Annotated in this window: 29 protein-coding genes, 1 tRNA gene and 3 pseudogenes; 13 read left to right on the top strand and 20 right to left on the bottom strand. The window is 63.5% G+C overall.

Going from position 1 to position 23,832, the window contains the following annotated elements:
• Positions 1-12: 12 nt before the first annotated feature.
• Complete coding sequence (gene greA / locus ASD12_RS29840) at positions 13-495, top strand: transcription elongation factor GreA (RefSeq protein WP_056595311.1); 483 nt, start codon at positions 13-15, stop codon at positions 493-495.
• A 135-nt stretch (positions 496-630) separates the two neighbouring features.
• Complete coding sequence (locus tag ASD12_RS29835) at positions 631-1,071, top strand: hypothetical protein (protein ID WP_056595310.1); 441 nt, start codon at positions 631-633, stop codon at positions 1,069-1,071.
• 133 nt (positions 1,072-1,204) lie between these two features.
• Here ASD12_RS29835 and ASD12_RS29830 read toward each other — a convergent pair whose 3' ends face one another.
• Together ASD12_RS29830 and ASD12_RS29825 are read right to left on the bottom strand one after the other, a co-directional pair.
• On the bottom strand, positions 1,205-2,407 hold the full coding sequence (locus ASD12_RS29830) for an MFS transporter (RefSeq protein ID WP_056595308.1): 1,203 nt from the start codon (positions 2,405-2,407) through the stop codon (positions 1,205-1,207).
• A 189-nt stretch (positions 2,408-2,596) separates the two neighbouring features.
• Entirely contained in the window at positions 2,597-3,055 is a 459-nt protein-coding gene (locus tag ASD12_RS29825) for an Lrp/AsnC family transcriptional regulator (protein ID WP_013530158.1), read from the bottom strand.
• Positions 3,056-3,225: 170 nt separating this feature from the next.
• On the opposite strand from ASD12_RS29825, the gene ASD12_RS29820 reads away from it, so the two are divergent.
• Positions 3,226-3,960 (top strand): AzlC family ABC transporter permease, encoded by a 735-nt coding sequence (locus tag ASD12_RS29820; protein WP_056595306.1) that lies wholly within the window; start codon positions 3,226-3,228, stop codon positions 3,958-3,960.
• Entirely contained in the window at positions 3,957-4,256 is a 300-nt protein-coding gene (locus ASD12_RS29815; protein WP_056595304.1) for an AzlD family protein, read from the top strand. The genes ASD12_RS29820 and ASD12_RS29815 overlap by 4 nt, the downstream gene beginning before the upstream one ends.
• A 55-nt stretch (positions 4,257-4,311) precedes the next feature.
• Here the strand turns inward: ASD12_RS29815 and ASD12_RS29810 are convergent, their stop codons facing one another.
• Entirely contained in the window at positions 4,312-4,947 is a 636-nt protein-coding gene (locus ASD12_RS29810; RefSeq protein WP_056595302.1) for an FMN-dependent NADH-azoreductase, read from the bottom strand.
• A 109-nt stretch (positions 4,948-5,056) separates the two neighbouring features.
• Here ASD12_RS29810 and ASD12_RS29805 point away from each other — a divergent pair, with 109 nt between their 5' ends.
• Complete coding sequence (locus ASD12_RS29805) at positions 5,057-6,013, top strand: LysR family transcriptional regulator (protein ID WP_056595294.1); 957 nt, start codon at positions 5,057-5,059, stop codon at positions 6,011-6,013.
• Here the strand turns inward: ASD12_RS29805 and ASD12_RS29800 are convergent.
• A complete protein-coding gene (locus tag ASD12_RS29800) occupies positions 5,946-6,572 on the bottom strand; it encodes a TetR/AcrR family transcriptional regulator (protein ID WP_056595292.1) in 627 nt (208 codons plus the stop codon). The two genes, ASD12_RS29805 and ASD12_RS29800, sit on opposite strands and share 68 nt — an antisense overlap.
• 66 nt (positions 6,573-6,638) lie before the next feature.
• Between ASD12_RS29800 and ASD12_RS29795 the strand changes: the two genes are divergently transcribed.
• The gene (locus tag ASD12_RS29795; RefSeq protein ID WP_056595290.1) at positions 6,639-7,064 is read left to right on the top strand and encodes a VOC family protein; all 426 of its coding nucleotides are present in this window, start codon (positions 6,639-6,641) and stop codon (positions 7,062-7,064) included.
• A 9-nt stretch (positions 7,065-7,073) separates the two neighbouring features.
• Here ASD12_RS29795 and ASD12_RS29790 read toward each other — a convergent pair whose 3' ends face one another.
• A complete protein-coding gene (locus ASD12_RS29790; protein WP_056595288.1) occupies positions 7,074-8,039 on the bottom strand; it encodes a trypsin-like peptidase domain-containing protein in 966 nt (321 codons plus the stop codon).
• A 167-nt stretch (positions 8,040-8,206) separates the two neighbouring features.
• Here ASD12_RS29790 and ASD12_RS29785 point away from each other — a divergent pair, with 167 nt between their 5' ends.
• The 3 genes from ASD12_RS29785 to ASD12_RS29775 all read left to right on the top strand — a co-directional run bounded on the left by ASD12_RS29785 (position 8,207) and on the right by ASD12_RS29775 (position 10,692).
• Complete coding sequence (locus ASD12_RS29785; RefSeq protein WP_056595286.1) at positions 8,207-9,079, top strand: S1C family serine protease; 873 nt, start codon at positions 8,207-8,209, stop codon at positions 9,077-9,079.
• A gap of 8 nt (positions 9,080-9,087) precedes the next feature.
• Positions 9,088-9,717, top strand: coding sequence for a helix-turn-helix transcriptional regulator (locus ASD12_RS29780; protein WP_056595284.1), 630 nt, complete (start codon positions 9,088-9,090; stop codon positions 9,715-9,717).
• Positions 9,718-9,825: 108 nt separating this feature from the next.
• Positions 9,826-10,692, top strand: coding sequence for an NAD(P)-dependent oxidoreductase (locus ASD12_RS29775; protein WP_056595283.1), 867 nt, complete (start codon positions 9,826-9,828; stop codon positions 10,690-10,692).
• Positions 10,693-10,787: 95 nt separating this feature from the next.
• Here ASD12_RS29775 and ASD12_RS33800 read toward each other — a convergent pair.
• Positions 10,788-11,145 (bottom strand): annotated as a pseudogene (locus tag ASD12_RS33800) (YqhA family protein); the annotation flags it as partial.
• Between the two features lie 277 nt (positions 11,146-11,422).
• Positions 11,423-13,498: an OmpA family protein gene (locus ASD12_RS29765; RefSeq protein ID WP_056595277.1), complete on the bottom strand. Its 2,076-nt coding sequence runs from the start codon at positions 13,496-13,498 to the stop codon at positions 11,423-11,425.
• Positions 13,499-13,695: 197 nt separating this feature from the next.
• Between ASD12_RS29765 and ASD12_RS29760 the strand changes: the two genes are divergently transcribed.
• Positions 13,696-14,142, top strand: coding sequence for a YcgN family cysteine cluster protein (locus ASD12_RS29760; RefSeq protein ID WP_056595953.1), 447 nt, complete (start codon positions 13,696-13,698; stop codon positions 14,140-14,142).
• Between the two features lie 228 nt (positions 14,143-14,370).
• Entirely contained in the window at positions 14,371-14,727 is a 357-nt protein-coding gene (locus ASD12_RS29755) for a hypothetical protein (protein ID WP_056595275.1), read from the top strand.
• A 241-nt stretch (positions 14,728-14,968) separates the two neighbouring features.
• Here ASD12_RS29755 and ASD12_RS29750 read toward each other — a convergent pair whose 3' ends face one another.
• On the bottom strand, positions 14,969-15,682 hold the full coding sequence (locus ASD12_RS29750; protein ID WP_056595273.1) for an SIMPL domain-containing protein: 714 nt from the start codon (positions 15,680-15,682) through the stop codon (positions 14,969-14,971).
• Between the two features lie 134 nt (positions 15,683-15,816).
• Here ASD12_RS29750 and ASD12_RS29745 point away from each other — a divergent pair.
• Positions 15,817-15,892 (top strand) — tRNA-Ile (locus ASD12_RS29745).
• Positions 15,893-15,975: 83 nt separating this feature from the next.
• Here ASD12_RS29745 and ASD12_RS33795 read toward each other — a convergent pair.
• The 6 genes and pseudogenes from ASD12_RS33795 to ASD12_RS29720 form a co-directional block, all read right to left on the bottom strand.
• Positions 15,976-16,320 (bottom strand): annotated as a pseudogene (locus ASD12_RS33795) (tyrosine-type recombinase/integrase); the annotation flags it as partial.
• Positions 16,321-16,764: 444 nt separating this feature from the next.
• On the bottom strand, positions 16,765-17,235 hold the full coding sequence (locus tag ASD12_RS29740; protein WP_056595271.1) for a nuclear transport factor 2 family protein: 471 nt from the start codon (positions 17,233-17,235) through the stop codon (positions 16,765-16,767).
• Between the two features lie 107 nt (positions 17,236-17,342).
• Entirely contained in the window at positions 17,343-17,669 is a 327-nt protein-coding gene (locus ASD12_RS29735; protein ID WP_056595268.1) for a nuclear transport factor 2 family protein, read from the bottom strand.
• A 10-nt stretch (positions 17,670-17,679) separates the two neighbouring features.
• Positions 17,680-18,651, bottom strand: coding sequence for a saccharopine dehydrogenase NADP-binding domain-containing protein (locus tag ASD12_RS29730; RefSeq protein WP_244483023.1), 972 nt, complete (start codon positions 18,649-18,651; stop codon positions 17,680-17,682).
• A gap of 47 nt (positions 18,652-18,698) precedes the next feature.
• Positions 18,699-19,058, bottom strand: a complete 360-nt coding sequence (locus tag ASD12_RS29725; protein ID WP_244483021.1) for a VOC family protein — start codon at positions 19,056-19,058, stop codon at positions 18,699-18,701.
• Positions 19,059-19,073: 15 nt separating this feature from the next.
• Entirely contained in the window at positions 19,074-19,817 is a 744-nt protein-coding gene (locus tag ASD12_RS29720) for an SDR family oxidoreductase (RefSeq protein ID WP_056595264.1), read from the bottom strand.
• A gap of 134 nt (positions 19,818-19,951) precedes the next feature.
• Here ASD12_RS29720 and ASD12_RS29715 point away from each other — a divergent pair.
• A pseudogene (locus ASD12_RS29715) lies at positions 19,952-20,828 on the top strand (AraC family transcriptional regulator).
• A 331-nt stretch (positions 20,829-21,159) separates the two neighbouring features.
• Here the strand turns inward: ASD12_RS29715 and ASD12_RS29710 are convergent.
• From ASD12_RS29710 to ASD12_RS29690, 6 genes are all read right to left on the bottom strand, one after another.
• Complete coding sequence (locus ASD12_RS29710) at positions 21,160-21,381, bottom strand: hypothetical protein (RefSeq protein WP_056595262.1); 222 nt, start codon at positions 21,379-21,381, stop codon at positions 21,160-21,162.
• Positions 21,382-21,409: 28 nt separating this feature from the next.
• Positions 21,410-21,568, bottom strand: a complete 159-nt coding sequence (locus tag ASD12_RS33780) for a DUF1127 domain-containing protein (RefSeq protein WP_162252304.1) — start codon at positions 21,566-21,568, stop codon at positions 21,410-21,412.
• 129 nt (positions 21,569-21,697) lie between these two features.
• Positions 21,698-21,994, bottom strand: coding sequence for a nickel-binding protein (locus tag ASD12_RS29705; protein ID WP_056595260.1), 297 nt, complete (start codon positions 21,992-21,994; stop codon positions 21,698-21,700).
• Between the two features lie 192 nt (positions 21,995-22,186).
• Positions 22,187-22,981: a hypothetical protein gene (locus tag ASD12_RS29700; protein WP_156398679.1), complete on the bottom strand. Its 795-nt coding sequence runs from the start codon at positions 22,979-22,981 to the stop codon at positions 22,187-22,189.
• Positions 22,982-22,984: 3 nt separating this feature from the next.
• The gene (locus tag ASD12_RS29695; RefSeq protein ID WP_056595255.1) at positions 22,985-23,497 is read right to left on the bottom strand and encodes a hypothetical protein; all 513 of its coding nucleotides are present in this window, start codon (positions 23,495-23,497) and stop codon (positions 22,985-22,987) included.
• The coding region (locus ASD12_RS29690) for a hypothetical protein (protein ID WP_210173869.1) at positions 23,478-23,832 on the bottom strand (355 nt) is incomplete at its 5' end. The genes ASD12_RS29690 and ASD12_RS29695, both read right to left, overlap by 20 nt.

Genomic DNA, 23,832 nt, shown 5'->3' with positions numbered 1-23,832 from the left:
GGTCTCGACCAATTGAGCGTAGCATTTGCCAAGGAGGAAAGCGCCGAGGCGGCATCGGAAACCATCCTGCCGGCTCGCCCTATCTCCGATCGGATCAACCTCGTCACGGAGGCGGGCCTCAAGATGCTGCAGGAGGAATTGGCTCGCGCTCAGCAGGCTCTCGAGGCCGCCAACGTGCTGGAAGATGTCAACGAGAGGAGACGGCAGTCAGCGGTTCCGGTTCGGGATATGCGCTATTATGCCGAGCGCGTCCGTACGGCCCAGCTCATGTCGGTGCCCACGTCCAATGAAGTGATCGCCTTCGGGCACAGCGTTACCTTCAAGCGTGATGATGGCCGCACGCAGACCTTCCGCATCGTCGGTGAGGATGAGGCCAACCCGTCTCAAGCTTCCATATCGCATGGTTCGCCGGTTGCCATCGCGCTGACCGGCAAAACCGTTGGCGACTTTGTCCAGCTGGGGCAGCGCGAACTTGAGATCCTGTCCATTTCCTAGTTGGACATCGGGTATGGTGCACGACCGGGGCGAGTGCCTGGAACCAATGACGGGCGAGACTGTTCAGTTGTAGCTTTGATACCACGCTGACGAGCCCAGCCGTTGGGCAAGTGGCCAGCTTGAGGAGTTCTCATCATGATGATTTCGTCCGGACTTCGTTCACTCGCGGTTGCCGCCATCGCCGCCGGGGCCGTCAGTGTCGCCAGCGCCGCGCATGCCGACAGCGGCACGATCCGCTTCGCCGTCTACAAGGCGGCATTCTTCATCGGTGGCTCCGGCGGCGAAGGCACGCTGACCTTCCACGGTCGCAGCTATCCCATCTCGGTCGGCGCCGTCTCGGGCGGCCTCGCCTTCGGAGTCTCCAAGACCTATTTCCACGGGACCGTGCGCCACATCAGGCGCGCCCGGGATGTCACGGGGGTCTACGGGGCGGCGGGCGGTGGCGGCGCGCTCGGCAAAGGGGCCCAGGTGATCGTCATGACCAATGACAAGGGCGCCCAGCTCGAACTCACAGGCAAGCAGGTAGGCCTGCAAGTCAACGCCGATCTCAGCGGTATGGCGATCACTGTGAAGTAAAGGGGTTCGTCAGTCCCTCAATGGGCTGGCAGCCGGCCTGAAAGGCCCCCGACATTGCTGCCGTTCGCATCGTGGAAGGTCGGCTTTGGATCAACCGACCTTCGTTCCTTCAATCACCACCCCTGTTTACCCTCTACGCCGCCTGCAACTCCTGGCGCGGTAGCGGCGGGAACGCAATCGCGATGCCAACCGCGCCGAGGCCGATGAGGGCCGAGCCGATGAACAGCCAGTGGTAGTTGGCGTAGGCATCGAACACCATGCCGCCGGCCAGCGGTCCCAGCGCCATGCCGAGGCTCGACAGCATGGTGGCGGCGCCGAACACGGTGCCCAGGATGCGTTGCCCGAAATATTCGCGCGCCAGCACCGCATAGAGCGGCATGACGCCGCCATAGGTGGCGCCGAAGATGACGGCGAGCATATAGAACTGATCGAGCCGGCTGATCGAGAGATAGGCGGCAATGACGATCGCCTGGATCGCCAGGCCCGCGATCAGCACCGGCTTGACGCCCAGCCTGTCGGCCAGCACGCCGTAGAAAAGCCGGCCGCCGAGGCCAGCCAGGCCCTCGACGCTGTAGATCGAGACCGCCGCCATGGGCGGGACGCCGCAAAGCATGGCATAGCTGACCATATGGAAGATCGGCCCGGAATGCGCCGCGCAGCAGGCAAAGAACGTCAGTCCCAGCACGATGAATTGCGGTGAGCGCAGCGCCTGGCCGACCGTCAGGCCGGTGCCTTCGGCGGCCGACGCCGAGGCCGCATCCGCTGTAGCGGGCTTTGGCGGCTGGCGCACCAGCAGCACAGCCGGCAACAGCAGCACCCATGCGGTGATGCCGATGTCGAACATGGCGGTGCGCCAGTCATAGGCCGAGATCAGCCACCGGGCGAAGGGCGAGATCGTCATCGGCGCCACGCCCATGCCGGCCGAGACCAGCGAGACGGCTAGGCTGCGGTTGGTGTCGAACCAGCCGGTGGTCAGCGCGATCATCGGCGCGAAGAAGGCGCTGGCGGCGAGGCCGACCAGCACGCCATAGGTGATCTGGAAGTTCAGCAGCGAACCGGCGCGGCTGGCCAGCACCAACGCCAACCCGAGCAGCACAGCACCGATCGTGACGACGATGCGGGCGCCAAAACGGTCCGAAATGGCGCCCCAGGTAAAGCCGCCAAGGCCCATTACCAGGAAATTCAGCGTCATGGCGCTGGAAATGCCGGCGCGCGACCAGTTTGTGTCGATCGCCATCGGTTCGAGGAAGATCGCCAGCGAAAACATCGTTCCGATGGCGACACAGGACATCAGCGCGCCAGCGGCGACGATGACCCAACGATAGGAAAGGCTCATTCAAATCTCCCATGCCAGAGGGCAGCGCTGCGCGCTGCTTGCGTCCGGAGGACGCTGGCACCGAGGCCGATCCTACAATCCGGTTGCATTTTTTATCCAGTCTGAAATGGCGCCGTTTTCGGTGACATGGTCCTTTTTTGGACGCATGTCGTTATCCCAAAACCGCTTCGCACTTTTGGGCGACATCCGTTAGATCGGCAGTTCCGAGGTGTATTTGATCGTCTGGCTGGGAACGTCGGTCTTGACGTTCTGCACGCCCTTGATGCGGCTGAGATGCTCCGACTGGAAGCGACGGTAGTCGTCGATGCCGGCGGCGACCACGCGCACCATGGCGTCGCAATCGCCGAGCATCAGGTAGCACTCCATCACCTGAGGCAGCTTGGCCACTTCGGTGGCGAAATGCTCGATCGTGTCCTCATCCTGCGTCTTCAGCCAGATGCGGGTGAAGAAGGTCAGGCCCTTGCCGATGCTGGCCGGGTTGAGCACGGCGACGTAGCGGTCGATGACACCAGCCTCCTCCAGCAGCTTCACGCGCCGCAGGCAAGGCGAGGGCGACAGCCCGACTTCATTGGCCAGATCATTGTTGGCCATGCGGCCGTCGCGTTGCAGCGCCCGCAGGATCCGCTTGTCGATCTCATCCAGCTTCATGGCTTGGAATTCCATCTATTCGGCAATTTGTGACATTCAATGCTAAAATTTGGTGAAACACAACAATCTTTGCAACCAAATTGCGAGCCGATATCGGTATCTTTGCCGGCGACATCAGTTGATTTCAAACGCAGGGAAGCGGCGGCCGCGAGGCCAGCCGATGGATAGGCATGAGCATTTCACAAGCAGTCGAGGCGGCGGGCGATGGCTCGGGATCCGAGTTCCGCCGTGGCGTTGCGTCCTGCGCGCCGGTGCTGTTCGGCACCATCCCCTATGCGCTGGTGCTCGGCGCCCAGGCCACGCAGGTGGGCATGAGCACGGTCGAATTGTCCATGATGACAGGGCTGAACTTCGCCGGCGGCTCGGAATTCGCCGCGATCCAGTTGTGGACGTCGCCGCCGAACATCGTGCTCATCGTCGCCATCACCTTCCTGGTCAACAGCCGTCATCTGCTGATGGGAGCGGCACTGGCGCCGTTCCTGCGCGATCTGCCGAGGCGCAAGGTGTTTCCGGCGCTTTTCTTTATGTGTGACGAAAGCTGGGCGCTGGGCTTGGCCGATGCCAAACAGCGCGCCGCCGCCGGCATCACACTGGCCTTCAGCCCGCGCTACTATATGGGTGCGGCACTGGCGATGTATCTCACCTGGGTGGCCTTCACCACGCTGGGTGCCCTGCTCGGCCCCATGCTTGGCCATGTCGAGACCTATGGTTTCGACATGGCGTTCCCGGCCGTCTTCCTGGTGTTGATGCGCGGTATGTGGACGAGCATGGCCGCGGCGCGGCCCTGGCTGGTCAGCCTCGTCGTCGCGGCAATGGTCTATCTCTTCGTCCCGGGCGCCTGGTATGTCGCCGCCGGTGCTGTATCGGGGCTGGTCGCGGCCTGGCTGATGGCGGGTCATGCATGATAGACGCAGCGACCCTTCTCACCATCTTGCTGATGGCTGGCGTTACCTATCTCACGCGGATTGGCGGCTACGTCGTGCTGCGCAACCGCACGCTCAGCGCGCGTGCCACGGCGGTGATGGAGGCGGCGCCCGGATGCGTGCTGATCTCGGTCATCGCGCCGGCCTTCGTGTCGCGGAATCCGGCGGATCTTTTGGCGCTGGCCATCACCCTTGTCGCCGCGACACGGCTTTCCATGCTGCCGACGGTGCTGATCGGCGTCGGCGCTGCTGGCCTGCTGAGGCATGTCATCGGCTAGAACGAAAAAGGCAGGCGCGAACGCCTGCCTTTCGATGCGGATGACGATCAGCGCTTTACGCCGCCGCAGCGACGTCCCGGCTGGCCGCGACCACGGCATCGACCTTGGCGGTCGCCTTGGCGAGCGCTTCCGTCACCGCGTCAGGGCCCATGCCGACGCCTTCGATGCGGATGACGTCGACATCGGTCATGCCGAGGAAGCCGAGCACGCCGCGCAGGTAGGGAATGGCGTGATCGAACTGCACGGCAGCGCCTTCCGAATAGATGCCGCCGGAAGCCAGCACGATATAGACCTTCTTGCCGGTGACGAGGCCCTTGGGGCCGTTCTCGCCATAGGCAAAGCTCTTGCCGGAACGGGCGATGTGATCGACCCACGACTTCAGCGTCGAGGAGATGTTGAAGTTGATGAAGCCGGTGGCGAGGATCACCGTGTCGGCGACGAACAACTCGTCCAGGACGACATCGGAAACGCCGACGACTTCAGCCTGGCGCGGGGTGCGGGCTTCGGCCGGCGTGTAGATGCCAGTCGAATAGTCGGCGTCGATATGCGGCAGCGGGTTGGTAACGAGGTCGCGTACGACAAGCGTGTTTGACGGGTCAGCGGCAAGCAGCTTCTCGGCGAATTCGGTAGCGATGCGGGTCGAGTGCGAGGCAGCACCGCGCGGGCTCGAGGTGACGAGAAGAATGGACATAGCGGGTCTCTCCAGTGGAATTGAATTGTCCCGCCACATATGGGGCTATCGACCCATTCGATAAACTGGTATATTTTCTATACGATCCATCAACAAAATAGATACTGCAATGCAGCCCAACCCGACGCTGGACCAACTTCAGATCTTTGTGACGGTCGCCGAAGCCGGGAGTTTCTCGGCAGCCGGTCGCAAGCTCAACCGGGCGCAATCCGTCATCAGCTACGGCATCGCCAATCTCGAGGCGCAGCTCGGGCTGAAACTGTTCGAGCGCGAGGGCACGCGCGAGCCGCAACTGACGGAGATCGGCCGGGCGATGCTGGAGGATGCGCGCCGCATGGTCGGCGTGCTGCAGCGTATCCGCTCGCGCGTCGATGGCCACCATCAGGGGTTGGAGGCCGAAGTGGCGCTGTCGGTTGATGCAGCGCTGCCCTCGCCGGTGCTGGTGCGGGTGCTGAAGGCATTCGAGGCGCAGTTTCCCACCGTGATGCTGCGCCTGCACATCGGCTCGCTCGGACTGATCCCCGATCATGTCGTCAGCGGGCAGGCAGACCTCGGCATTGGCGGCCTGCTGGGCGAGGTCGACGTGCATCTCGTGCGTATCGGCTTCATGTCGATCGTGCTGGCTGCCGCCCCCGCACACCCGCTGGCGCGGCTGCCGAAGCCGGTGGCGATCGAGGATGCGCGCGAACACACGCAGCTTGTCGTCACCGACCAGTCGGAGCGTACCAAGGGGCGCGACTTTGGCGTCTTTGCCTACCGCACCTGGCGGCTGACGGACCTGCGCACCAAGCATACGCTGATGCGCGAGGGGTTGGGCTGGGGCGGGCTGCCGCGCTGGCTGATTGCCGACGATCTGGCGAGCGGCCGGCTGGTGGAACTCGACCTCGAATCCTTCAGGGAGGTGAGTTCGCCCTTGTTTGCCATGCACCGCAACGATCGCAGCCCGAAGCCGGCGGCTGCCTGGCTGATCGACCAGTTCAAGCGCCAGCTCGGCTGCTTCAACGAGTTCGAACCGGGCGAGGTGCCTGAGGATGAGCCGGAGACAGCCCATCGATCAGCGCCATGAGCACGGCGCGATAATCCTGCGCTGAGGCGCCGGCCTCGATGGCCAGGGCGGCGCGGTCGAAGGCGGAGGCGAGCAGCACGGTCAGCGCCTCCGCCGGCAACCTCGTCATCGTCTGCGCCCGCATTGCCGCGACCAGACCCTCGCGCAGCGAGCGGTTGCCGTGGCGGTTGTCGATCGCGTCCATGGCGGCGCGGCCAAGCACGGCCGGACCGTCGAGCAGCAACAGCCGCGTGCGGCCGGGCGCGCGCATGGCGGCGAGATAGGCGTCCGAACCGGCAATCAGTGCGTCGCGGGCAAACAGCGATGGCGGCGAGGCGCGCTCGATCTCCTCGGCGACCGCTGCCGCCTCCTGCTCGACCACGGCGGCGAACAGCGCCTGCTTGTCGGCAAAATGATGGTAGAGCGCGCCGCGCGTCACGCCGGCCGCGGCAACGATCTCCGGCGTTCCGGTCTCGGCATAGGATTTTTCGGTGAACAGCTTTCGCGCCGCGGCAATCAGGTCGGCGCGCGTCGCTTCGGTGCGGTCGCGGTTGGAACGGCGCGCGGAATCCTTTTGCATACATGCAGCCTGTATGTTAATTCAATCTACATGCAGACTGTATGTTGGTTGATGGGAGAAGGAAAGATGAAGACCACGAGCTATTATCCGGTGTTGATGACCGGCGACGTCGCCGGCACGGCGGCGTTCTATGTGAAGCATTTCCGCTTCCAGCCGCTGTTCGAAAGCGACTGGTACGTCCATCTGCAATCGGTGGAGACCAGAAGAGTCAATCTCGGCATCGTCCAGGGCGACCATGAGACCATTCCGGAAGAGGGGCGGGGCCGCACCGCGGGCCTGCTGATCAATTTTGAGGTTCGCGACCCGGACGCGGTCTATGAGCGGGTCGTCGTCGCCGGCCTGCCGATCCTGCGCTCTCTACGCGACGAACCCTTCGGCCAGCGCCATTTCATCACCAAAGACCCCAACGGCGTGCTGATCGACGTGATCAAGCCGATCCCGCCGAGCGAGGCGTTTCTGGCGCAGTATGCGGAGGGGGCGGCGGGAGCCTGAGCGCCAGCCTCAACTGGCCCTTGCCACCGGCGTCACCGTCACCTGGCTGACGCCGGTGCGGCGCACCACGGTGCACAGCGTCTCGCGGCCGATGCGTTCGGCATCGAGCAGGCGCACGAGGTCGTCGACGCCGGTGACCGGGCGCCCGTCGATGGCGGCGATGATGTCGCCCTCCTTGAGGCCCGCCTTGGCCGCCGGGCCATCCTTCTCGACGCTGCGCAGTCGCACCGCCGTGCTGGTCGACACTTGCGACAGGAGTGCTGCCCGGCGCGGCAAATTGGTGGTGTCGGCCGAGATGCCGATGAAAGCGCGGCGCACGCGGCCGAAGCGGATGATCTCCGAAATGACGAAATTGGCGGTGTTGGAGGCGACCGCGAAGGCGATGCCTTGCGCGCCATGGATCATGGCGGTGTTGACGCCGATGACCTCGCCGGCCGACGACACCAGCGGTCCACCGGAATTGCCGGGGTTCAATGCCGCATCGGTCTGGATGACGTCGTCGATCAGCCGGCCGGTAGAGGCGCGCATCGAGCGGCCCAGCGCCGAGACGACGCCGGAGGTGACGGTCCATTCGAAGCCCAGGGGGTTGCCGATGGCAATGGCGATCTGGCCGCGCCGCAGCCGCTTGGAATCGCCCAGCGGTGCGACATCGGCAAAGCTGCCATCGGCGCGCACCAGCGCGATGTCGGTGTCGGGGTCGCGGCCCAGCACGCGGCCTTCGCTGGACGACCCGTCCGGCATCGAGACGCGCACTGTCCTGGCGTCGCCGACGACATGGAAATTGGTGACGACCAGCCCGTCCGGCGCGATGACGAAGCCGGAGCCATGGCCGCCCTGACCGCCGACGCGCTCGATGCGGCAGACGGCAGGACCGATGCGGTCGACCGCGTCGGCAACCGTCGTCGAATAGGCATCGAGCAACGTGTCGTCGGCCAGTGTGTCATCGCTGTGGAATTTGGCGGCGGCGAGGGCCATAGCGGGCTCCGTGTGTTCAGGCTTGATCGTGACTATATGTGCGGAGCGGCCAGAACCGCCGCGACCTGACCAGATGGCCAGTCAAACCGGCAACTAGCCGTCAGGCGAGTACCTCCAAGCGCGCTGTCGAGCGATATCTGGGGCATGGATGAACCCAGGAGACCAATATGAGCGATTTCAATCTGAGTGCGTTTTCGCAAGCCATCGCCGATCTCGCCGCCGAGGCGGCGCCGGCAACGGCGAGTTTCGCCACGCATCATCACCGCACGGCAAGCGCCTTCCACTGGCGTGACGGTTATTTCGTCACCGCCGAGGAGGCTGTCGAGGCCGGCGAGGAGATCGAGCTGGTGCTGGCCTCGGGCGAGACGGTGAAGGCCGAACTGGTCGGCCGCGATCCGTCGACAGGCGTTGCCCTGCTGAAGCCGGCGGGGGCCGTCAGCGCCGCGCCGTTGGCCAAGGCCGATGCGGTACGGCCCGGCAATCTCGCCATTGCCATCGGCAACAGTGATGGTTCCGCTTTGGCCGTCTCAGGTTCGGTCGGCGAAGTCGGTCCGGCCTGGCGCTCGATGCGCGGCGGCACCATCGACCGGCGCATCAATCTTGCGGTCGGCGCCGGCGGCCGTTTCGAGGGCGGTCCGGTGCTCGATGCCAAGGGCGCGCTGATCGGCATGCTGTTGTTCGGACCGCGCCACAGGGCGCTGGTCATGCCTTACGAGACGATCGAGCGGGCGGTGGCGACCCTGCGTGAGAAAGGCCATGTCGCGCGCGGCTATCTCGGCGCTGGCCTGCATCCGGTGCGCGACCGCGACGCGCGCGGCGCGATGGTGATGAGCCTCGATGATGATGGTCCGGCCAAGGCCGCCGGTCTCTCGCTCGGCGACATCATCGTGGCGTGGAACGGCGAGGCCGTGCAGGGCCCGCGCGACCTGATCCGCAGGCTCGGACCCGACAGCGCCGGCGCTTTGGTGACGCTCGGCGTGGTGCGCGGCGGCGAACAGCGCGATGTCGCGCTGACCATCGGCGAAAAGCCGCTAAGCTGAGGGGGTCGATGGACACGCTCACCAGCGACCGGATCATGCGTGACGGCGCCGCCTCGCGGCCGCTGGTGGTGCTGATTGCACTTGGCGATGCGGGGCGCGCCGAGCGCCTGGCGACCTCGCTTGCAGCCAGCGATGACCTGTTGCCGGTCGTGGCCGGCAGAGCCGACGTCGCCATCGTCGACGACAGCAGCGGTGATGCCGTGCCGGCCGCCATTCCACGGGTGCTGTTGTCGGGACGCGCCAATGGCGAGCGGCCCGCCGGTGAGGTGTTGGCCGTCATGCAAGCGGTCGCGGACGATTTGTTGATCGCCGCGGCGGCGCGGCTGGTTGCGGCCGGCTATCGCGTATCGGGCGATGGCAGAAGCGGGCGCCATGAGCATTTCCATGCCGGCGATGGCGAGCCTTTCGAGGATGAAGCCTCCGACGAACATGCCGTCCGGCCTTCGCTGTCGCCGCGCGAGGCGGAAGTGCTGGCGCTGCTGGCCGAGGGTGCGCCCAACAAGGTGATCGCGCGGCGGCTCAACATCTCCGTGCACACGGCGAAGTTCCACGTCGCAGCGATCCTGATCAAGCTCGGTGCCACCAACCGGACCGACGCGATTGCCATTGCGATGCGGCAGGGGCTGGTGCTGGTCTAGTCATAAACCCTACGCTGTAACTCGGTGTCCAGCGTGTCGGGTCTTGCGCTGTGGTCGCCTGCCGCGCAAAGGTTCGCGCCTGCTGTGTTGCAACGGAGGCGCAAGGAAATGTCGCTCAAGGGAAAGACGCTGTTCATCTCCGGCGGGTCGCGCGGCATCGGGCTGGCGATCGCGCTGCGTGCGGCACGCGACGGCGCCAATGTGACGATCGCGGCCAAGACCGCCGAGCCGCATCCAAAGTTGCCGGGCACGATCTATACGGCGGCTGAAGAGATCGAGCAGGCCGGCGGCAAGGCGCTGCCTGTGCTTTGCGACATCCGTGAGGAGGCACAGGTTGCCGAGGCGGTCGCAAAGACGGTCGAAAGATTCGGTGGCATCGACATCTGCGTCAACAATGCCAGCGCCATCCAGCTCACCGGCACGCTGGAGACCGACATGAAGCGCTACGATCTGATGCATCAGATCAATGCGCGGGGCACTTTCCTGGTGTCCAAAATGTGCATTCCGCACCTGAAGTTGGCGCAAAATGCTCACATCCTGAATCTGGCGCCGCCGCTCGACATGAAGGCCAAATGGTTCAAGAACCACGTCGCCTACACGATGGCCAAGTTCGGCATGTCGATGTGCACGCTGGGCATGAGCGCCGAGTTCGCCAAGGACGGCATCGCGGTCAATTCGCTATGGCCGATCTCGACCATCGACACGGCGGCGGTGCGCAATCTGCTCGGCGGCGCGACGGTGGCGGCGATGAGCCGTTTGCCCGACATCATGGCCGATGCAGCGCATGCCATTTTCATGCGGCCGGCGCGCGAGGCATCAGGCAATTTCTACATCGACGAGGAGGTGCTGCGCGCCGAGGGCGTCAGCGATTTCTCGGTCTATGCGCCTGATGCGACAGGGCCTTTGGCCGGCGATTTTTTTGTCCCGGACGAGGTGTTTGCCAATTCGGGCACGAAGGTCAAAAGCATCTACTGACGGACATTACGCCCTGCCGGCGTTCGTCGCTCGAAAAGCCCGCTGCGCGGACCGCTTCTCACCTCCCCATATAGTGACGGGAGAAGGGAGTTGCCTTACGCCTCGTCCTTCTTGCCTTTGCTCAGGCCCATCAACCGGTCGATATAGGCAGCATGAGCGCCGAAACGACAAACGCGAGGTGGATGATGGTCAGCCACATCAACTGGTCGGTGGTGTAAGACGACGAGTTCAAGAACACCTGCAGCAGTGGATGGACGAGATGGCGACGATGGTCGAGGCGACTTTGACCTTCAGCGAACCGACATCGATGGTGCCCAGCCAGTGCACGCCGCCGTCCTGGTCGTCGAAGCGGCTGACGAAGTTCTCGTATCCCGAGATAATGACCATCACCACCAGCGAGGCGACAAGTGCTGCATCGATCATGCCGAGCATCTTCAGGATGGTGTCGGTGTCGCCGAGCCTGAAGGCCACGGTTTCCTGGAATTGCTCCGAGCAAAAAACCCGCCGGAGGAGGGTCCGGCGGGGCTCAATGCGTCCCGCTGGAGTCGGGACGGGGCAGGGAACGCCCGGCATTGAATCTGGGATAGGTGCGCCTTCGATTCAATGAGCCCGGCTGCATACCGGCACAATTCTTATTAAACCCGGCACGTCGATCCATCCCCGGCAGGGCCGGGGATGGATGCCTCTCGTGGCGATTCCGCAAACCAGGTCATGGTTTTGAAATCATGACCTAATTGTTGCTGGCCACCGGTGCCACCAGGGAGGTGATGCGGCGAATGCCAACGCGCCGGTTCTCGCGGTTTGGCGCCGTCGTATTGACCTTCAGATACTCCTCGCCATAGCCCTGCGTGGTCAGGTTCTCCGGCGGGATGCCGAAGGCGTTGGTCAGCGCTTCCGCCACCGCTTCCGCGCGGCGATCGGACAGAGCGAGGTTGGCTTCCGGCGAGCCGACGGCGTCGGTATGACCTTCGATCAGGAAGGTCTCGGCCGGGTTCTTCTTCAACAGTCTCTCCATGGCGGTGGCGACGCCCTCGAGCTTCTGCACCTCGGTGTCGGAGATCGAGGCCGAACCGAATTCGAAGTTGAGCGTGTCGAGATCGACGCGCCGTGCAATGTCGCGCACGCGGGCCGAACGCTTGACCTCGTTGATCGAATAGAGGCGTTGGACCTTCTCCACCGGCGGCTGTTCGAGGAAGTCGTAGTAGTCATCGGGGCTTTCGACATCCTCGGAATTAAGGATGTACTCCCGGCGCGGGATGGTCAGCCGCATCGGCGGCAGGTCGTCGCCGGGATCGCGCCAGTCGCCCTCGTCCTGATAGGTGCGCTCGTCGACATAGCTGAGCACATATTCGCGGCCATCAGGCGTGATGCGCGAACGCCGGATGACATCGCCGTAACGGTTGCGGATGGTGACGATCTGGACGCCATTGCCCCGCTCGACCGTCTCGCGTGTGCGGCCTTGCGGCAGATCCTCGTAGTAGACGTCCTTGGCGCCGCGTTTCATGCGCGGGGCGTCATTGCTCTGGACGAATGTCTGGTTGTTGAACTGCAGGATGACGCGATCGCCGAGTTCCCTGACGACGTCGACGCCTTTCGGACGCCGGCGGTCGCGGACGTTCTCATCGGGCGCACGCTCCACGCGCGTGCCCTTTTCCTCCGTCACCGGCGCGATCTTTTCAGGCTGGATTGCCTGTTGGGCCGACTTGTCGTCGGTGGGCGGCGGTCCCTGGTCGACCGGGGCCGGCTTTGGAGCTTGCGCCTGCTCGCCATTCTGCTGCGCGGGTTGGTTGGCCTGCTCGCCATTCGCATTCTCGCCTCCCTGCTGGCCGTTCTTGCCCTTGCGCTTGCGCAGGACATCCTTCTGGCTATCAAGGATAGGAGCTGCGTTCTTGTCGGCCGGAGCTTCGCCCTGGGCCGCATTTTCACCTTCGGCCGGCTGCTGACCATTGGCGGGTTGTTCGGCCGTTGGCGGCTGTTCTCCAGTGGCCGGCTGCTCTCCCGTCACCGGCTGCTCGCCAACAGGTTTCCTGACACGCTTCTTCGTCGTGTCCTGAGGCTGCTCGCCCTGGGCCGCAGGCTGTTCGCCGGAGGGAGCCGTCGCCTCTCCAGCGGGAGCTTCCTTCGGCGTCGGGGCGACCTCAGGTTCGGCCTGCTGGTCCTGCTTCTTCTTGCGCGGCTTAGCCTGCTCGGCGGGCTGATTGTCGTTGGCCGGTTCTGCCTGGCCTGCCGGTGCCTGGTCGGTCTGCTGCTGCTGGTCGCGCTTCTTCTTGCGCGGCTGCTGCTCCTGGGCGGGTGCTGCTTGTTCGGCCGGCGCCTGCTCGGTCTGCAGCTGCTGGTCGCGCTTCTTCTTGCGCGGCTGCTGCTCCTGGGCGGCCGGAGCGGCCTGATCGGCCGGCGCCTGCTCGGTCTGCTGCTGCTGATCGCGCTTCTTCCTGCGCGGCAGCTGTTCCTCGGCTGGAGCCGCCTGTTCGGCTGGTGCCTGCTCGGTCTGCTGCTGCTGATCGCGCTTCTTCCTGCGTGGCTGCTGCTCCTCGACGGGCTGCTCGCTCTGGGCGGGCGCTGCCTGCTGTTGCGGATCGGCCTTCTTGCGCCCGGGCTTCTGTTCGGGTTCCGCCTGCTGCTTCTGTGCACAGGCCTCGGCCGATTCGCCTTCGGCGCACGCAGCTTGCGCCAAAATGAATGGGGCTGACGTGCGCTGGGCAGGACCGAACGCGGCACCTCCCTGAAGCGGGTACGCGCCCAACGGCGCGGATGCCATCAGCAGGCCAAGGGCGGTGCCGGCCAGAATCCGTGGTTGGCATTTCATCGAAAATTCTCCTTGTGGGGTCCCATCCTTGCCGAAACCGATCTTGCGCCGATTGGTTCCGGTTTGGCGTGAATACAGGCCGCGCGGGGCGATTGACCGGCCTTTTGAAGGCAACTTCGTGTCATTCGCCTAATGACAGCCGCATTTCGGCCGTTGCCGCGCTTGACCTTGCCGGCGGCTGGGGCCACATGCCGGGAATGGAAACGCCATTCTGGAAAACCAAGACGCTGGAGGCGATGAGCCCGGCCGAGTGGGAATCGCTTTGCGACGGCTGCGGCAAATGCTGCCTGTCGAAGCTTGAGGACGAGGACACCGGCGAGATCTACTGGACTAGCGTCGGCTGCCGAATGTTCGACGCCGAGACCTGCCGCTGTTCGGACTACGCCAACCGGCTGGCGCGTGTTCCCGACTGCGTCGGGCTGACGCCGCAGAATGTGCGCACCATCAGCTGGCTGCCCAGCACCTGCGCCTACCGCCTGGTGGCCGAGGGCCGCGACCTCTACTGGTGGCACCGGCTGGTGTCGGGCAGCGCCGAGACCGTGCATGAAGCTGGCATCTCGATGCGCGGCCGGGTCAAGGCGAGCGAAACCGATCTTGCCGAGCCGGAAGACTATTTTGACTACATGCTGGACGAAGAACCCTGAGACTCGCATCAGGTCCTCAGCCCGCCGGATTGGGAACCGCAGGCTCAGTCAGGCGTTTTGGCGTTCACCACAGGCTGTGGACGATGGCGAATGGCCGGAAATTTCCCTTTTCTCGCCACATGAACCGGAGATGAACAGCAGGTTCGCAAAGAGTTCAGACTGGCAAGCGCATTCTCCCCCCATCGGTTCACGAGGACGGGCGAAAGCCCGCAAAAAGGAGAGAAGACGATGTTCAATACGATCAAGACGGCAGCCCTTTCGGCCCTGGTCGGTCTCGGCACGCTGACGGCCATCCCCGCTCACGCCGACAGCCTCTATCTCGGCTTCGGCAACAACAACGACCCGCGCTTCGGCGTCTATGCCGGCGACGACGGCTATCGCCATCGCCGTGATGAACGCCGCGGCGACTGGCGCCGTGGCTGTTCGCCGGACCGCGCCCTCGACAAGGCCGAGCGCATGGGTCTCCACCGTGTCCGCATCGTCGACGTCAGCCGTCGTACGGTGAAGGTGATGGGCCGCCAGGATGGCGACCGTGTCGTGGTGGTGTTCGCCAACGAGCGCGGCTGCCCGGTTATCTATCGCTGAGGCTGGAATCATAGAGGCATGACCCTCTGCGAGGGTCATGCCTGGAGACACGACCCTCTGCAAAGGTCGATGCGGCATGATCCTCTACGAGGATCAGCCGGGACTAGCCGAGCCCCTTTCCGTTTGAAGGGTGTGGCTCGAAAAAACCCCGCGGAGCAATCCCGCGGGGTTTTTCATGCACGCTATTGGCTGGTGATTGCCGTGGCTGAGCAAGGCTCAGCCACGGATCGTTCAGTGCCGGTTACTTCAGTTCGAAGGTGACGGTGACCTGCAAATTGTAGGAATTCTCGCCGGCCTGCACCGGAGCCGCGGCACCCGCCGCGGCGTCGAAGGCCTTGGCGTTGATCGGCATTGGCGTCGGCGCCATGTTCTGATCAGTGATCTCGAGTACCCGGCCGAGGCTGACACCTGCGGCCTCGGCCAGCGTCTTGGCCTTGGCCATGGCGTTGGCGACCGCCTTCTTGCGCGCCTCCGTGACCGTGGCCGCCGGGTTATCATTGGTGAAGGCGATGCCGCCGCCCTGGTTGACGCCGAGCGACACCGCCTTGTCAAGGATCTCGCCGGTCTTGTCGACGTCGCGCACCCGCACCGAAAGCGTGTTGGTCACCTGATAGGCGACGAGTTCGGCTTCCTGGCTGCCGTCCGGCTTGTTGGTGTAGTTGTAGCGCGGGTTGATCTGGATACCGGCGGTCTGCAGGTCGCGGTCCTTGATGCCAGCCGACTTCATCGCCGCGATCACGGCGGCCATGGCGTCATTGTTGGCGTCGAGCGCGGCGCGCGCGGTCTTGGCCTCGCGCATGACGCTCAGCGTCAGGACCGCCAGATCAGGCGCCACGGTTGCTTCGCCTTCGCCTGACACGATGATGCGGGGCGGCGTCGGCAAATCGGTGGCTCCAGCCATCGTCGGAAAAGCGATTGCAGCGGCGAGCGCGATGGGCAAAAGGTTTCTCGTCATGAAAATCTCCTTGGTCTGCGATCAAGTCGCAGAGGTCGCGTAGAGCGCGATTATGGGTTGATTTGGGCGATCTGCGGAAGCCCGGCGGGAAAGCCTTGTGCCGCGACGGGAAAAACATTAATCCAGCCCGCGTGGGGCCTGTAGCTCAATGGTTAGAGCCGGCGGCTCATAACCGCTTGGTTGGGGGTTCGAGTCCCTCCGGGCCCACCATTATCGTTATTTATCAATGCTTTAGAAGGCGGTTCGCCACAAGGTTCGCCAACAGGTTCGCCAAGCATCGGCTTGCGCGTGACCAGCCGCACGACTCGATCCATCCCCTGGACCGCCAGCCGTACCTGCGATGCCTCCCGCGAATAGAGCTCCGCATGATCGATGTCGTCGTGACCGAGGACGTCCATCATCTGCCTGGTGGAGGCCTCGGCCTCCGCCAGATAAACACCGGGCGACTTCCTCAAGCCATGCAGGGTCAGGCCCTTCGGAAGACCGGCAAGCTTGCACCAATGCGCCATCATTCCAGTCAAGGACTTTGCGGAGAAGGGCTCCCCATAGGCGTTGACCAAGACGGTCTCGCCGCGCCTGTCGGCCGCATCCAGGATCTCGGACAGCATCGGCGTGATCGGCACGAAAAGCCGTTTGCCGCCGGTTCGTCCCTTGTTCTTGGCCTGGACGATATCGAACCCGTCGAAGTGACGGGTGAACGCCCGAGGAATGTCGCCAGGCGTTCGATATCGCGGAGATAGTTGCGCTGTGTCTCCCGTGAGAAACGCCGCACCGCCATGCTCTGCTCGAGCCGAACGACGCTCAACGCGAGCGCGACGACCGGTTCTTGATCTCTACCTCAACCGCAGGCGCCCCTCCCGCGCAGCGGGCTCGTTCTCCGGCCCAAATCTGCCGGTCAGCAATACGCCTATCAGCAATGCGCCTAATCTCGGTCATAGGGTCTACGCTAGCGGCGTCCCTAAAGCGGACATGGAAGCGGACTGAGGAGGCGGCATGTTCGCGTCAACAGCGGTCATCCGCGGGAGAATGGCGGCGGAAACAGAACCTGCCGCCATTCCATTCCCGTCGCCCTCATTGGAGGTTTAGATCTCGGAGAGAACAGTCAGATCGCCCGTCCGCCAGACATTGTCGACCGTGTTGCGGGTGATGACCCAGACGTCGCCGGTTCTCGCCAGCTCGACGTCGTAGCGGTTCTTCATGAGGTAGTGACGCGAGGGATCGCTGCGGGGAACGTGCTGGGCTTCCACGAGCACGTCCATGCGTGCCGTGTCGCCATCGATGGCGACGCGCGGATTGCTGACGGAATGGGTGGTGTCCAGCGTGCTGAGCGACGTCGTCAGGGCAGAGACGATGACATCCCGGCCTTCAATCACCGGATACTCGAACCTGGCTTTGGCAGCAGCCGGCCGAAAGTCGGAGACCGCGTTCTCCGCAAGCGAAGAAGCCAGAAGCTCCATGTCGCGAAGGTCGATGCCCGCGGCGAAGCGATAGAGGGCCTCGACGACCGCGAGCCTGTCTGCGGCGTCCTGTGTGAGAGATGGCGAGGTGGTCATAAAACGTGCTCCTTGTCGTGCCGGAGGCTCGCGGAATGCAAACCGTCCCCGGCATCGGCGCCCACGGCGCCGGTGATATTGGTTCGATAGGACTGCTGGTGGAGCCGCTATTCCAAGTCGGCGTCAATGCGCTCGATCAGACCGTCCGAATTGATTGCAATCTTCAGGATGCCGACCTCGTGCCCGAAATCGCCTGTGAAATCGAGCCGGACGTTCGAATGGAGGTCGTCCAGCTCCTCTAATGACAACAGCCTGCTTTTGGTGCTGTAGCCGACGAAGAAGCGCTCGAGGTATTTGCGGACGCCATCGCGCCCGACGAAGGTGTCGCCGACCGAAACGTCATCGATGACGGCGTCGGCGGCGAACAGGGACAGCGCGCCCTCGACGTCGAAGGCGTTTGCGGTCGCGATGAAGGATTCGACTAGCTTCTGCATCGTGCATTCCTCAGATGTCGACGATCGTGGTGTCGGCGATGGTCTGGGCGAAGCCGCTTCCGAACAGATCGGCGGGCGCTTGGAAGCCGAAGCGGACTTCGCCTGCAAGCACACGGCGGCCAGCTTCGGCCGCAGCCATCGCGGTGAAGGTATAGCCGTTGACCGTGTCGAGACGCGAATGGGCGACGTGTCCATCCGCGTCGGTGACTTCGACGGCCGCCTGGTAGCGGTTCGCCAGACGCTCGTCTTCGCTCGGGCCGTCCGGGAGCAGCGAGAGATCGCCCTGCGGGAGTCCGTCGCCGGTCAAATGCACGAAGGTCTCGACGTCGGGAACGCCCGTCGACCGCCAGATCGTGATGAGATCGGGCAGCGTCACCGGGAAGCAGTCGACCGCCCCCTTGCCGAAGTCGAACTTCCGGATACCGTCGGCAGCTACGGTGACCAGCTCGCCATCCACGCGCGCCAGGGTCTCGACGGTGACGTTCTCCATGGCGCTGATCGCCGATCCTCGGGAAAGTCCGCCTGCGACATACAGCGCGATCCTGATCTTGCGAGGATTCGCGACGCGCGCAGCGCCATGTCCGGCGAGACTGCCGAGCATAGCAACGCTGCCACCGCCGCCCGGCATGAGCATGACGCCCGCGGCTTTCGCCTCGTCGTCGAGTCCTTCCGCCAACCGGTAGCTGTCGAGTTCGGCCGCGGTGTCGAGATAGTGGATGCCGTTGCGGATCGACGTCTTCATCAGGGCGTCGGCGGTGCTCATGAACGGCCCGGCGCAGTTCAGGAGGACCGAAATGCCGGCGAAGCCGCTGCCGATCGTCGCCGCGTCTTCGAGACCGAAGACGCGGTATTCCACGCCGAGATCAGCGGAGAACTTCGACAGGGCCGCTTCGCTGCGGCCGGCGAGCACGAGTGGCGTACCTGCCGCCGTTGCATGCTCTGCCGCCATCCGGCCGGTGTAGCCGGTCGCGCCATAGATCATCAGTTTTGTCATGTCAGTGCTGCCATTCCTTGTAGACGAATTCGAGGCTATAGCCGTCGGTCGAGAACCTGCGCGGCGTAGTAGCGTGGGTCGTAGTGGAGCTGCGCTCCGGGCGGATGGACCTCGGAAGCGCCTGCGGCCATGGCGGCAGCGAAGGCGGCATCGACCTGAGTTGTGCCGTTGGCGACGAAGCCGACATGAGCCGCACGGCCTTCGACGACGCCATCGCGGAGCCAGAAGAAGACCCTTCCGTTCGCGCCAAAACCCTTCAGGTCCGGATGGCCGCGTGGACCATCCTTTCCGTCGTAATTAATCACGTGAGTAATGCCGCGCGGTGCAAGCGCTGCCTCGTAGAAGGCGATCGAACGGGCGACGTCGCTGACGGAGATAAAAACGTGGTCGAGCATGCTGCTCTCCTTTGGTCAGATGACGTAGCCGCCCGCGACCTCGATGTTCTGGGCATTGATCCAGCGGTTCTGACCGGACAAAAGGCTGGCGACGACGCCACCGATCTCTTCGGGTTCGCCGACGCGGCCGAGCGCGGTCTGGCCCGCGAGCATCGCCTCGAACTCGTCGTTCAGGCCGCCACCCAGTTCGGTGCGGATTGCACCGGGTGCGATCGAGTTCGCCCTGATCCCCCGCTCGCCGAACTCCTTGGCCATGTAGCGGGTCAGGACTTCGAGCCCACCCTTGAACGAGGCATAGGGTGCGACGCCGGCCGTCGCCACGCGCGAGGTGGCGCTGGTGATGTTGATGACCTGGCCGCCGTCCGCCATCATCGGCAGGAGGATCTGGGTCAGGAAGAAAGGTCCCTTGAGATGGACGTTGAACAGCCCGTCGAACTGTTCTTCCGTCACTTTGGCGATCGGACTGAAGAGGCCGTATCCGGCGTTGTTGACGAGATAGTCGAAATCGCCACGGCCCCAGACGGATTGCAGTTGGGCGGCGACGGCGTCACGAAATGCCGGGAAGGAACTGACGTTTCCGACGTCGAGCTTCAGGGCCACGGCCCTGCCGCTGCTCTGCACGATCGTCTTCACGACCTCCTCTGCTTTTTCGGGATTGCTGTTGTAGGTTACGACCACGCCCATGCCGTTGCGGGCGCATTCGACGGCGGTGCTCGCTCCTAGGCCCCGGCTGCTTCCGGTGACGATGACGATCTTCATGGGTCTTTCCTTCTATATTCGGTAACCTGAAGCTAAGCCTGCTCCGTCTCCCGCGCTCACCCATTTCTCCCTGAAGCTTGCCTATTTCTGCTTCGCGCTTGCGAAGCCATTCCCGGTCTGTCACGGTCGACCCCATGGAAGAGCAACTTCAGGAACTGCGCAGCCTGGCCTCGTCGGCCGAAAATCGCCGGACGGAAACAGGAATTCCCCGCGTCGCCATGGTCCAGGGTGAAATACCCGAGCACCGGCTTTCGGCCGTCTATGAGCCGATGATCAACCTGATCCTGACCGGCTCGAAGACAATGACGGTCGGCGAACGGACCTTCGCCTACGACCCCGCCACTTATTTCGTCATGTCGGTCGATCTACCGGCCGTGGGGTCGGTGCATCCGGCGGCCACGGGGGAGCCGTATCTCGCGGTCAGTCTAACGCTCCACCCTGCGACTGTCGCGGCGCTGATCAGCGACCTGCCCGTGCAAGTGTGCAGCAAGCTCTTCGGGTCGGGCTTCTCGGTTGCGCCCGTTAGCGAGGAATTTCTCGACGCCTGGGTGCGGATGCTCCGGCTTATGAACCGGCCGGACGAGGTCGCCGTGCTCGCGCCTGCCTACGAACGGGAGATCCTGTCGTGTGCTGCAGGGACCCTTGGGCTGGATGCTACGGGACATCGCGGCGCCCGACGCGGCGCTCTCACGGATCGGCGTCGCGATCCAATGGATCCGGCAGAATTTCGCAAAGCCCCTGAGGGTCGAGGCGCTCGCCGAGATGGCGGCCCTGAGCGTCTCGGCATTCCACCGCCATTTCAAGGCGGTCACGGCGCTCAGCCCCATCCAATACCAAAAGCAGGTCCGCCTGCTTCATGCCCGCACGCTTCTGATGGCAGGAGAGGGAAGCGCGACATCTGTGGCCTTCTGTGTCGGCTACGAAAGCCCCAACCAGTTCAGCCGGGAATACGCGCGGCAGTTCGGGCTGCCCCCATCCAAGGATGTAGTACGTCTTCGAGGCGAGGCGTAACTGTGCCTATGCAGGAGTCGGGTCTAATCCAAACCATGGCATCCGATGTCGTGTGTCCGCTTTCATCTTGGGCAGCCCAGCAGCGGACGGTCGGTAGTCGGCCCCCTTTTGACCCAAAAAGGTGCCGGACCGCAATGCGCCTGATGTCGGCCCCGTGTATTATCTTGCCCTTCTCTAAGGCTGACATCTACTTGACAGCATCCGCAACTCAAGCCGATGCCGGCATAGAGTAGCGCGGTACCGGTAGAGATGATCACGTTGCTTTTTTATGGTCTGGTGGCAGCCCGCCTGTAGCGCTTAGCGCAGGCTGAAGCTGCATGCGAACCGACATTCAGCTACGGCGGGACTTCACAATGCGGCCGATCTGGATCAGATTCAGAATCACAAAGAAAACGTTCCAGCCGACGACGTTCATGAGTGGCGCGGGCTGGCTATAGAAATACACGGCAAGGCAGATTGCAGCCGCTGTGGTGAGAATCCTCAGCCGCAAGATGTCCAGCGTGAAGTAGGCGATCACATACATGACGTTCGCCACGTTTATCAGAAGTTCCATTTCCCTGGTTTCCAATTGGTCTGGGCACTCAGACGAGACGGTCCTTGAAGTGTTCCCGAACAGCATATGCGATCGCACCGCGGCGAATGCCGATGTCCTTCAGGATGTGGTCAGGCAGTTGGTGCAAAGCTTTCTCGGCCCTGCGTGCTCTCAGCCCGATCGACACGCGCTTCAGGTGGTGAAACATTGGTTTTCTCCATTCGTGAGGAATCGCGGCACCGGAATGCGACATGCCGTTCCAAGCGCCGTCTGTTCATTGGTTGCTGATTGGATGACGCTGCCCCGCTTTGATCACGCGAGGCAGCGACTGGCGGTCTCAGGCGGCCGCTGTCATCGGATCATTGCGAATGATGACCGTGTCGGCGACCGGGTAGAATTCCTCGCCGGGCATGCCAACGCGCTTGGCGTGATCGCGGATGGCCTCGCCGTCTTTGGCCTCGTAGATGCAGAAGGTGCCGATGCGGCCATCGGGTTCGTGCACGACATAGCTGCGGATCCAGCTGACCGTACCCGACATCTGTTCCTTGGCGACCTTTGCCGATTTGGCGCCGGCGGCTTCGAGTTCCTGCAGTGATGCCCAAGCGCTGGGGCGGCGGATAACAAACAGGTTCATGATCTTTCCCTTTCGATTTAGCACCAGCCCTTCGCGGCGCTGCTTATTGCCAGGCGTGTCTGCTTGGCTTGGGAAAATTACCTTCAGGGAGGGCTGATCGTCCTTATCGGGACCTGATCTCTGGCTGATCGTTGGCCACCGCCGCCGATATGCTTGATCGGCAGCCAGTCCAGTTAAAGAAGGCAGGCATGCTCAGAGATTGAGTTCTTGCCCGGAGCCATCGACAATCGACTGGCATTCGCGCGAAAAGCCATTGCGAAGCGTTGCGGCTTCCTCTTCCAGGCGCCGTGATCCGAGATGGCGGGCCGATCTCTCGGCCGCGGTGATCTCCACTTTCGCACCGCTGACGTCACCCGAACGCAACAGGGCACTGGCGATCTGCAGCCGAACCCTTGCCGCGTGATAATCGACGCCTGCACTGGTCCATAGCTGTCGCGCCAATAACAGAAGCCGATTTCCGTTTGGATCGCCTGGCCTGCAAAGTGCCGCCTTGGTTTCGGCTATCAATGCCTGCGTTGCGGGTTGCCGCCAGCGTTCTAGCTGGGCATCGATTTCTTTGAGATAGATTGACGCCTGGTCAGAGCGCCCGCCACGTGCTGCAATGCAAGCCGCGTTCACCAACAGGTTTCCACGTCGCTGCCGATGGAACCACGACGTCCCCTGCAGAGCCCGGTCGAGTGCGGCAAGCGCCCCGTCCAGATCGCCGGTTTCGAATAGAAGCACAGCATTGCCGGGCTCCGCATCCCAGCCGAGCGCATAAGCCTGATCGTAGTCGGCCCGCGCCGATGTAAGGTCGCCGATCATGGCGAAGATATCGCCGCGGACACGGAAGCCTTCGCCGAGCGACCAGGATTCCTCCGCGGAGAGCTTGGGTAGCGCTTCGTTTATGCAAGTCAGGGCTTCCGGCAATACCTGCTGCGCCGCGATCACTTCAGCGCGATGAAGGTCACACGCACCCGAGGTCTGCGCAAAACTACGGTGCACCAACTTTCAAAGCGCTCCACTGGCGGGCACGAGGCCAATCGGCATATGTCCTGCAGCTCCGAGGATATTGCAATAAACAAGGCTGCCGGTGATCGGGTCAACCTGGCTCGACAAGGCGATCGCCGCCGCATGATTTTGCTGCTCGCTGCCCTCCTCGATCTTGCCGAGGGCGAGATTGAAAAATCTCTTATACGTCAAAGTCAGAGCCCGCAGGCCGGGATCGTCGCAATTCTCGGCTATCGCGTGAGCGGCTGACGCCAGTCGCAGCGCTTCCTCAGGCCGGCCGCCGGAAGATGCCAGGCGTGACCTCATCCACAGCAGATAGGCCTGCGTGCTATCGTCTTTTGACTGGGAAAGAAGCGACGCGGCACGTTCCAGCCATCCCTCTGCGACGGCACCTGATCCACGCTCGGCGTGGATTTTTGCGAGTGTGATAGCGGACCTGGCGGCGCGGGCGAAGTCGCCAGCCTCGACATGAGCTGCCACCGCGCGGGCCAGTTCAGGGGCCGCCCGCCACATTCGACGACCTGCGCCCAGAGATCGACGTCAGCTGGAGAGAGGCCTTCATTGTCCGCCAAATTCTTGCAGCCGCGCTCCAATCGCGTAAGGCTGCCAGCTTGCGCGCCTTGGCAAGCTTGTCGTCCCCTTGCAAAGAGGCAGGCCGCACAAAGCCCAGTCCTGGATCATCGATGGCGAAGCGATAGCTGTGGCGAACGTAGCTATGTATCGCGTCCTGCAGGCTGCCTGCTGCAAGCTGTTGATTTTCACTGAGAACTGACCCGGCATTTCCACCGAGAAGTGACCCGCCTTTCATGTATGTTTCGGTTCGGTGTTGAGGGTCAAGGTTCTGGCTT

The organism is Mesorhizobium sp. Root102 (assembly GCF_001425625.1).
Lineage (GTDB): Bacteria > Pseudomonadota > Alphaproteobacteria > Rhizobiales > Rhizobiaceae > Mesorhizobium.
The sequence above is the reverse complement of the archived record's forward strand: the minus strand, read 5'-3'. Positions and strand labels throughout refer to the sequence as shown.

Excerpts from the sequence above, each read along its gene's own strand:
- ASD12_RS29780 (WP_056595284.1), top strand. The coding sequence starts at position 9,088 with ATGGACACGCTCACCAGCGACCGGATCATGCGTGACGGCGCCGCCTCG.
- ASD12_RS29785 (WP_056595286.1), top strand. The coding sequence starts at position 8,207 with ATGAGCGATTTCAATCTGAGTGCGTTTTCGCAAGCCATCGCCGATCTC.
- ASD12_RS29710 (WP_056595262.1), bottom strand. The coding sequence starts at position 21,381 with ATGGAACTTCTGATAAACGTGGCGAACGTCATGTATGTGATCGCCTAC.
- ASD12_RS29720 (WP_056595264.1), bottom strand. The coding sequence starts at position 19,817 with ATGAAGATCGTCATCGTCACCGGAAGCAGCCGGGGCCTAGGAGCGAGC.
- ASD12_RS29790 (WP_056595288.1), bottom strand. The coding sequence starts at position 8,039 with ATGGCCCTCGCCGCCGCCAAATTCCACAGCGATGACACACTGGCCGAC.
- ASD12_RS29810 (WP_056595302.1), bottom strand. The coding sequence starts at position 4,947 with ATGTCCATTCTTCTCGTCACCTCGAGCCCGCGCGGTGCTGCCTCGCAC.
- ASD12_RS29730 (WP_244483023.1), bottom strand. The coding sequence starts at position 18,651 with ATGATCTATGGCGCGACCGGCTACACCGGCCGGATGGCGGCAGAGCAT.
- ASD12_RS29815 (WP_056595304.1), top strand. The coding sequence starts at position 3,957 with ATGATAGACGCAGCGACCCTTCTCACCATCTTGCTGATGGCTGGCGTT.
- ASD12_RS29800 (WP_056595292.1), bottom strand. The coding sequence starts at position 6,572 with ATGCAAAAGGATTCCGCGCGCCGTTCCAACCGCGACCGCACCGAAGCG.
- ASD12_RS29760 (WP_056595953.1), top strand. The coding sequence starts at position 13,696 with ATGGAAACGCCATTCTGGAAAACCAAGACGCTGGAGGCGATGAGCCCG.
- ASD12_RS29775 (WP_056595283.1), top strand. The coding sequence starts at position 9,826 with ATGTCGCTCAAGGGAAAGACGCTGTTCATCTCCGGCGGGTCGCGCGGC.
- ASD12_RS29835 (WP_056595310.1), top strand. The coding sequence starts at position 631 with ATGATGATTTCGTCCGGACTTCGTTCACTCGCGGTTGCCGCCATCGCC.
- ASD12_RS29705 (WP_056595260.1), bottom strand. The coding sequence starts at position 21,994 with ATGAACCTGTTTGTTATCCGCCGCCCCAGCGCTTGGGCATCACTGCAG.
- ASD12_RS29795 (WP_056595290.1), top strand. The coding sequence starts at position 6,639 with ATGAAGACCACGAGCTATTATCCGGTGTTGATGACCGGCGACGTCGCC.
- ASD12_RS29725 (WP_244483021.1), bottom strand. The coding sequence starts at position 19,058 with ATGCTCGACCACGTTTTTATCTCCGTCAGCGACGTCGCCCGTTCGATC.
- ASD12_RS29830 (WP_056595308.1), bottom strand. The coding sequence starts at position 2,407 with ATGAGCCTTTCCTATCGTTGGGTCATCGTCGCCGCTGGCGCGCTGATG.
- ASD12_RS29765 (WP_056595277.1), bottom strand. The coding sequence starts at position 13,498 with ATGAAATGCCAACCACGGATTCTGGCCGGCACCGCCCTTGGCCTGCTG.
- ASD12_RS29820 (WP_056595306.1), top strand. The coding sequence starts at position 3,226 with ATGAGCATTTCACAAGCAGTCGAGGCGGCGGGCGATGGCTCGGGATCC.
- ASD12_RS29695 (WP_056595255.1), bottom strand. The coding sequence starts at position 23,497 with ATGTGGCGGGCGGCCCCTGAACTGGCCCGCGCGGTGGCAGCTCATGTC.
- ASD12_RS29755 (WP_056595275.1), top strand. The coding sequence starts at position 14,371 with ATGTTCAATACGATCAAGACGGCAGCCCTTTCGGCCCTGGTCGGTCTC.
- ASD12_RS29825 (WP_013530158.1), bottom strand. The coding sequence starts at position 3,055 with ATGAAGCTGGATGAGATCGACAAGCGGATCCTGCGGGCGCTGCAACGC.
- ASD12_RS29805 (WP_056595294.1), top strand. The coding sequence starts at position 5,057 with ATGCAGCCCAACCCGACGCTGGACCAACTTCAGATCTTTGTGACGGTC.
- ASD12_RS33780 (WP_162252304.1), bottom strand. The coding sequence starts at position 21,568 with ATGTTTCACCACCTGAAGCGCGTGTCGATCGGGCTGAGAGCACGCAGG.
- ASD12_RS29740 (WP_056595271.1), bottom strand. The coding sequence starts at position 17,235 with ATGACCACCTCGCCATCTCTCACACAGGACGCCGCAGACAGGCTCGCG.
- ASD12_RS29735 (WP_056595268.1), bottom strand. The coding sequence starts at position 17,669 with ATGCAGAAGCTAGTCGAATCCTTCATCGCGACCGCAAACGCCTTCGAC.
- ASD12_RS29750 (WP_056595273.1), bottom strand. The coding sequence starts at position 15,682 with ATGACGAGAAACCTTTTGCCCATCGCGCTCGCCGCTGCAATCGCTTTT.